At 57.0% G+C, this 6071-nt stretch carries 6 protein-coding genes; 1 reads left to right on the top strand and 5 read right to left on the bottom strand.

Features of this window, described 5'->3' with window-relative positions:
* Window positions 1–481: 481 nt before the first annotated feature.
* The 4 genes from QZY07_RS00285 to QZY07_RS00300 form a co-directional block, all read right to left on the bottom strand.
* Entirely contained in the window at window positions 482–814 is a 333-nt protein-coding gene (locus QZY07_RS00285) for a hypothetical protein (protein WP_295398839.1), read from the bottom strand.
* Between the two features lie 14 nt (window positions 815–828).
* Entirely contained in the window at window positions 829–1809 is a 981-nt protein-coding gene (locus tag QZY07_RS00290; protein WP_295398841.1) for a ParB/RepB/Spo0J family partition protein, read from the bottom strand.
* A gap of 11 nt (window positions 1810–1820) precedes the next feature.
* A complete protein-coding gene (locus QZY07_RS00295) occupies window positions 1821–2687 on the bottom strand; it encodes a ParA family protein (protein WP_295398842.1) in 867 nt (288 codons plus the stop codon).
* Window positions 2688–3010: 323 nt separating this feature from the next.
* On the bottom strand, window positions 3011–3820 hold the full coding sequence (locus QZY07_RS00300; RefSeq protein WP_295398843.1) for a RepB family plasmid replication initiator protein: 810 nt from the start codon (window positions 3818–3820) through the stop codon (window positions 3011–3013).
* Between the two features lie 582 nt (window positions 3821–4402).
* Here QZY07_RS00300 and QZY07_RS00305 point away from each other — a divergent pair.
* Window positions 4403–4609, top strand: a complete 207-nt coding sequence (locus tag QZY07_RS00305; RefSeq protein WP_295398845.1) for a hypothetical protein — start codon at window positions 4403–4405, stop codon at window positions 4607–4609.
* A 555-nt stretch (window positions 4610–5164) separates the two neighbouring features.
* On the opposite strand, the gene QZY07_RS00310 is transcribed toward QZY07_RS00305, so the two are convergent.
* The coding region (locus tag QZY07_RS00310) for a DNA-binding protein (RefSeq protein WP_295398847.1) at window positions 5165–6071 on the bottom strand (907 nt) is incomplete at its 5' end.

The raw sequence follows: 6071 nt of genomic DNA on the forward strand, positions 1-6071 counted from the left end.
ATCAGGAGGGGTCGGCGATCAGCTTGGCCAAGAAGCGCCGCAAGGCCGCGTGGAATGACGACTATCGCGCCAAGGTCGTGTTCGGCTGAGAATTTAAACGCGCTCGCCCTGCGAGGCCCTGCTGGTGGTTCCGCCTCGGGAAAACGCGGTGGCTTGGGACTCCGATCACCCGCGCACGTAGGCACTCGTCGAGATTCATGAGAAAGGACTGGCACAGTGGAAGAAAGGGCCTTGATCATCGTTCGGTCCACCTGGAAACGCGGGCGTCCCGCCCGCCGCGCGGGCCGGAGGCCCGCGTTCCCAGGCATGACCGAGATGGACCAAAGGATGATCGACGCCGAAGAAAGACACGGGCGACCACCATCGCAGCATTACCGAAGATGGTGGCAACTTTGGTTAATTTAAGAAATTGCAGCCAACACCCAAGATCAGTGATTTTTTATAAAAACAAATCTTCAAATTTTTATTTATTTTTAGTATCTTATAGACGATTAAGTTCAAATGGTCTTGAAGACCGCTCAAGTCTCCAACGTACTGCAGCGCGCAGCACCTGGGATTTGACTCCTTCTGCTAATGGGTCCTGCCGACGCACTCTTGCCACCAAATTTTCCAAAATTTCCTCAGATCCATCAGAAAGCAAGATCTGTTCAGAACATGTTGGAACAAAATGAGCCTCACCAAAGCCGACACTTGTCATAGCAGGATCTTCGGCCGCAAGCATGCTTAAGGCATCTCTGACCCAGCGACTTTTTCCCTTCGCTCCATACAACGCAGACGACACTTCACGCAGCGCTTTTTGCATTTCCTCAGTCATGCGAACGGACGTCTTCACAACGAGCTTTCCAGATCTGATAAAAATGATTTCCATGCCTTTGTGACTGCTCGATAGTCAGCCCAGTCTAAGTTCGGTAGCTCAGCATCTCCCACAACACGTCGCATAATTTCACGTACCAGCCCTGGATTTGATGTCACTCCAAGGGTCACCTTGACTGCTGGACGCCCTCGCGGCAGTTTTGGAGGAGGGTTGATTTCTCGCTCTGCCGCTTCAAGCGCATCCTTCAGCGACATACCATTCGACAAATGTCGTAATACAGACATACGTCTATACTCATCATTAATCGCAGATACGGACGCCGCCACTGCTAAGTCGCGAATGACTTGACCTCCTAATACCGCATCAAGAACCTCTCGCGGGCCATTGGCCACTTGAAGGTAGCGCCTTGCTTGCCGGTCACTCATACCTATAAGATGACTAAATCGTTCAGAAGTCGCCTCACCATCCTCGGTCAACTCACCCAACACAGCAATTACGTTACGCATCCTCGCAGCAAGATCCAAGTCATCGCGATGTAGATTCTCCACGAGTTGCAACGTGCGAACCTTACCCGGACGTTGATCAGATATCCGTGCGGGGATATCTTTAAGCCCAGCTAAACGAGCCGCCCAATAACGGCGTTCACCATACGCAATTCGATAACGCTCTCCATGCCTGAATATCCGTATTGCTTCAAGGACATCATTCTCGATCATCGAATCAGCGAGATTTCTTAATCGCAAGAGGAGCCTTATTCGTTCATCAGAATCGTCAACTGATCGAGCTTTCAATAACCACGCATCATCCGACAACAGTGCAAATTCGTGTTCGGATAGTCTCAATTGTCTAGGATTTTCTGGATCTGGTTCTATCCTCGTCAAATCAACTCGGTCGTAATGAAGATCACAATGACCTGTTTGACCGCGGCGAACCACATCACCCATCGCTTCGGTCACTTGAGAAGATCCAAATCGCATTTTTTTTGGTGACGCCATTGTGACATCCATTACCTAGTTAAGCGTTCGTGGATATGCTCACAAAATGCGAGCACTTCTTTACGAGCTGGATCTTTTGGAGTCAAATCGAAAAGACTCTTCGGTTGAGCACTAGGATGGTCTGATTCAGCAAAAGCGATGCGTTGGTGTAGAATCACTGGCGACAACATTGACGCTAAGGCTTGGTCTTCCCTCAAGGAATCCAGCAATCCCTCATGTAGAGCGACACCTTTCCTAAACAAGTTTGGCTGAATCGCAGCGATCTGAAGCGGGCGATCGGCTTCACGACTGTTTTGCTCACGACGCCAAAGCTGCAACATCCCATAAAGTCCCTCAATCGGCTGAGGTTCCAATGTCGTAGGAATGATCAAATGGGTTGCAGCCCGAACAGCGCTGATGGTCAGTGGACCCTTAGCCGGTGCCGTATCAATAAGCACCAGATCAATAGAACTCTGAACATCTTCCATGCTAAGGAATAAATGCAACCGGTTATGAACTACATCTCGAACCTCATCTGAACGCACAAGCTCTATTTCGCGAAGTCTGGGGCCATGTCCTGGCAATGCCAGCAAGGTCTCCAACTGAGTCGGGTAGGGATACACATTGCCCGCAAAATAGATATCTGCACTAGAGCTACGCCCAGACCAACCGCTTTGAGTGTCTGAAATATCAAACTCAGGATGAAGTGGGGGAAGAACACCGTCAGGATCGGCGGCGTCATACTCCATGCTTAGGAAACGTCTTGAGAGATTGCACTGAGCATCAAGATCCATCACCAGAACCCGCTGTCCTTGGCGAGAAAAATATTCCGCTAAGACACGAGTGACTGTTGTTTTCCCCACACCTCCTTTGTTTTGGACTACTGCTATCACTTTCATCATCGATCCCCAACAAAACAATACCGTATGCGTTCCTACAAAATACCACGGTATTGCATTTCTGGACAAGAGATCTAAAGCTGTAAAGCCACTACCTGTGGATATTGAGTCTAGCCCTTATTAACAATCTGTTTTTACATATTATTCAGCATCTTGAAAGCAATTAAGTAGAATTAAAAAGTTACCTTTTCGTGATTGGTATAGACATCGAACGCGATAACCAGACGTAGGGGCTGGTTTCAAACCCGCCTCTACGCGAAGGCCGTGTCTGGATATCAGGTGCGAAGTCTATATTCGAGCGACAGCGTTCCCACGCGCGCCGTTCAAAGTTTGCTCTCTTTGAGGTAGCGGTCGCGCGCCTGCTCCCAAGACTCGCCGGGGCGGGCGTTCTTCTCGATCCAGCCGCGCTGATCGACGATGGTCTTCTTGGCGGGCGACTTCGTCGGCGCTTTGGGGCTGAAGGTGAAGGTTAAGGCCACGACGGTTCGCCCAGCTTTGCGCTGCTTCCACGTCACCTGGATGTCGCTGTAGGCGTTGATCTGATCGACGGCGGGGGTCAGTACGTGGCGCTTGAAATCCCCAAGGCGCGGGTAGTGCTTTTCGACGCCGAACCGAGCTTTGAGCGCGGCGACATCAATCTCCAGGATGCCAGCGCCGCGCCATTGGATCACGGTCTCGTAGAGACGGATCGCGTGGATGGAGCGCATTTGGCTGACGCAGTGCAGGCGGTAGGTGGTGAATTCGCGCGCAAGCAAGGTGAGGTAGGGCAGGATCTTTTGGGCCAGGGTCAGGACCAGCCTGCCATCGTGCGGCAGGTAGTCGATCGCAGATACCCATCGGGTTTTGGTGCGGGTCACGCTGGGGTTGTCCGGGTCGGGGCGGTCGATGATGACCGCGCGATTGAACAGCCGTTCGGCAGCATCGCGCAGCGTGGCATAGCCCTCCTTACCGTTGAGACCGAAGACATCGGCGAACTCGGCGGCGGTCACGACAAACGTGGGGCCGGCCAGATCCTCGCGCCCGTCGATGCGCGATATGACGAGTAAAAGCAAACGCTGCTCGGCTAGAGTCAGGCGATAGGTCGCCTCGACGAGTGCGTTGGCTTTGGCGACAATATGACGAGTCGTTTGCATGGACTCCACTTATACCCGGTTTTAGGCGTCATATCGTCTGCTTTTAGGCGTCATATCGTCTGCTTTTAGGCGTCATATCGTCTGCTTTTAGGCGTCATATCGTTTGCTTTTAGGCGTCATATGTCCTCGCAAACCCGCGTCGTTACTGGTCTCGCGGGTGCCTAAAACAGGTAAAACAAGAAAAACAAAAAAGTCCCGCGAAGTTATCCACAGTCCTGACACGATAGCCTAGCTGCGACATGCCCTCCCAAGCCTTACAACGGTCCCTCAAGGATTTGAAGCTATACCAACTTTTTCGCCAAGCCCGCGGAATATCCCCGCTTCAAGAAAAAGGGGTGGTCCGGCGACAGCTTCCACTATCCCCAAGGCGTCAAGCTCGACCAAGCCAACAGCCGCCTGTTTCTGCCCAAGCTGGGCTGGTTGCGCTACCGCAAGAGCTGCGACGTGCTCGGAACAGTCAAGAACGTCACCGTCAACCAGTCGGGTGGCAAGTAACTCGTCTCGATCCAAACCGAGACCGAGATTTCGGTTCACCAGGGCACTGCTGTCGGAATCGACATAGGCATTGTCCGCTTCGCCACCTTGAACGATACTGCGGTGTTCGAGCCTTTAAGCCGTTTCAAACGCCAAGAACAGGCGTTGGCGAAGACGCAGCGCACCATGATCAACAAGACAAGTTCGGCAAGAGCCGTCAATGGCGACCGTCCAAGAATCGTTGGTTTGCTGGATGGCGGCGACAGTGGCAATCAATCCTGGCCTGAGACGATGGAATGCCGTCCTGGACGGTGAAATACAGGCTCAGCGGCAGCTAATCCTGGCCTGAAATCGCGTCCAATGCAGGCCCGGCAGTTTTCAAATGCAAGTCGCTACGCCTACCGGGGGCTGCCCGCCTCGCGCTTCCATGGCGGTCAGCGAATGAAGAGGATTCGCCGCCATGTTTGTCGATCCGTTGCCCAGCCGAGCCGAACAAGGCCCAACTGCGCTTGGAACGGATCCCGACCTGTCGCCAAACCCCTCTGCGGGTACGGATCACAGCGGTGTTGGCCGATGCCCTGGATGGGACGCAGACGTACCTGGCTCAGGCGAGCGCTGCGTGCGGCGGCGGACCGAGGGGAAGCTTTTCTGGACGTGGTCCGACGCCGCTTGGCGGCGGATCCCGCCGCGCCGTTCGCGCCGTTGGTCGACCAAGCGAACACCTGGTGTCCCTGAGTCCCGTCCAGCAAGCCTCTGAGAGTGAAACGTTCGGTGTTATGACCACGACCGTGCGTCTTCCCCGTCGCGGACGCGCGCGTCCGCCAACCGGACCCGCGCCAGGCGCGTGGCCGCGGTTGGCGCGGGCGCCGCTCAGGGGGCGGCCGGTCCGCCGCCGCCCGGTTCCCGGTCACGCAGCACCTGCGCGAGCGTCTGGACCTGCTGCCATAACGCCTGGCGTTCGCGCGCGCTGCGTTGCTCGCGCTCTTGGGCCGCCTTGAGCGCTTGGCGCTGCTCGTCGATCTGGACCATCCAGTGCCCGGAATCGGCCTCGTGGGCGTCCTGGACGCGGGCGAGGAGCTGGGTCAGGGTCTCCAGGCGGGTCTCGCGCTCGGCCAGGGCCGCGTGCGCCGCACTCAGGGCGTCCTGGGCCTCGGCCAGCCGCGTCTGCTCGTGCGCCCCCGCCGCGAGGGCTTGCTCCAGGCGGGCGACCGCGTGCGCGGCGGCATGCGCCTGCGCCTGCCACTGCGCGCCCTCGCGCTCGGCGCGCTGCACCGCGGCGTGCTGACGTTGCCCGAGCGCCTCCAGGGTGCGCACCTGCTCGGCCAAGGTCAGCCGCGCGTGCTCGCCCTGCTGCGCCTGCGCCTGGGTCTCGGTGAGGTGCTGGGTCAACGCCGCCGCCTGCGCCGTGGTGTCACGGAGCTGGTGGTGGGTGTCAAAGAGTTCCGCGCGCGCGCAGTCCAAGGCCTGCTGGCGCTCACGACCTTCCTGGGTCTGCTGTTCGCTCGTCTGCGCGAGGGCCTGGTGCGCCGCGTGGAGGCTGGCGAGCTGCGTGTCCTGCGCCCCGAGTTGTTCCCGCAGCGCGGTGCGCTCCCCCTCCCAGTGGCCCTTGGCGGCCTGATAGGCCACGTCCCAGCAGGCGCTCATGGCCGTTTGCAGGGCCGCCGGCAGGGCCGGGAGCTGAAAGCGGCGGGCGGCCTCGAGCACCCAATCGTTCACGCCCGCCTGCACCGCCTGCTGCCCGCCGCGCCCGCCGAGGCGCGCGCGCACCGCCGCCACG

The organism is uncultured Thiocystis sp. (genome assembly GCF_903866365.1).
In the GTDB taxonomy this organism is placed as follows: Bacteria; Pseudomonadota; Gammaproteobacteria; order Chromatiales; family Chromatiaceae; genus Chromatium.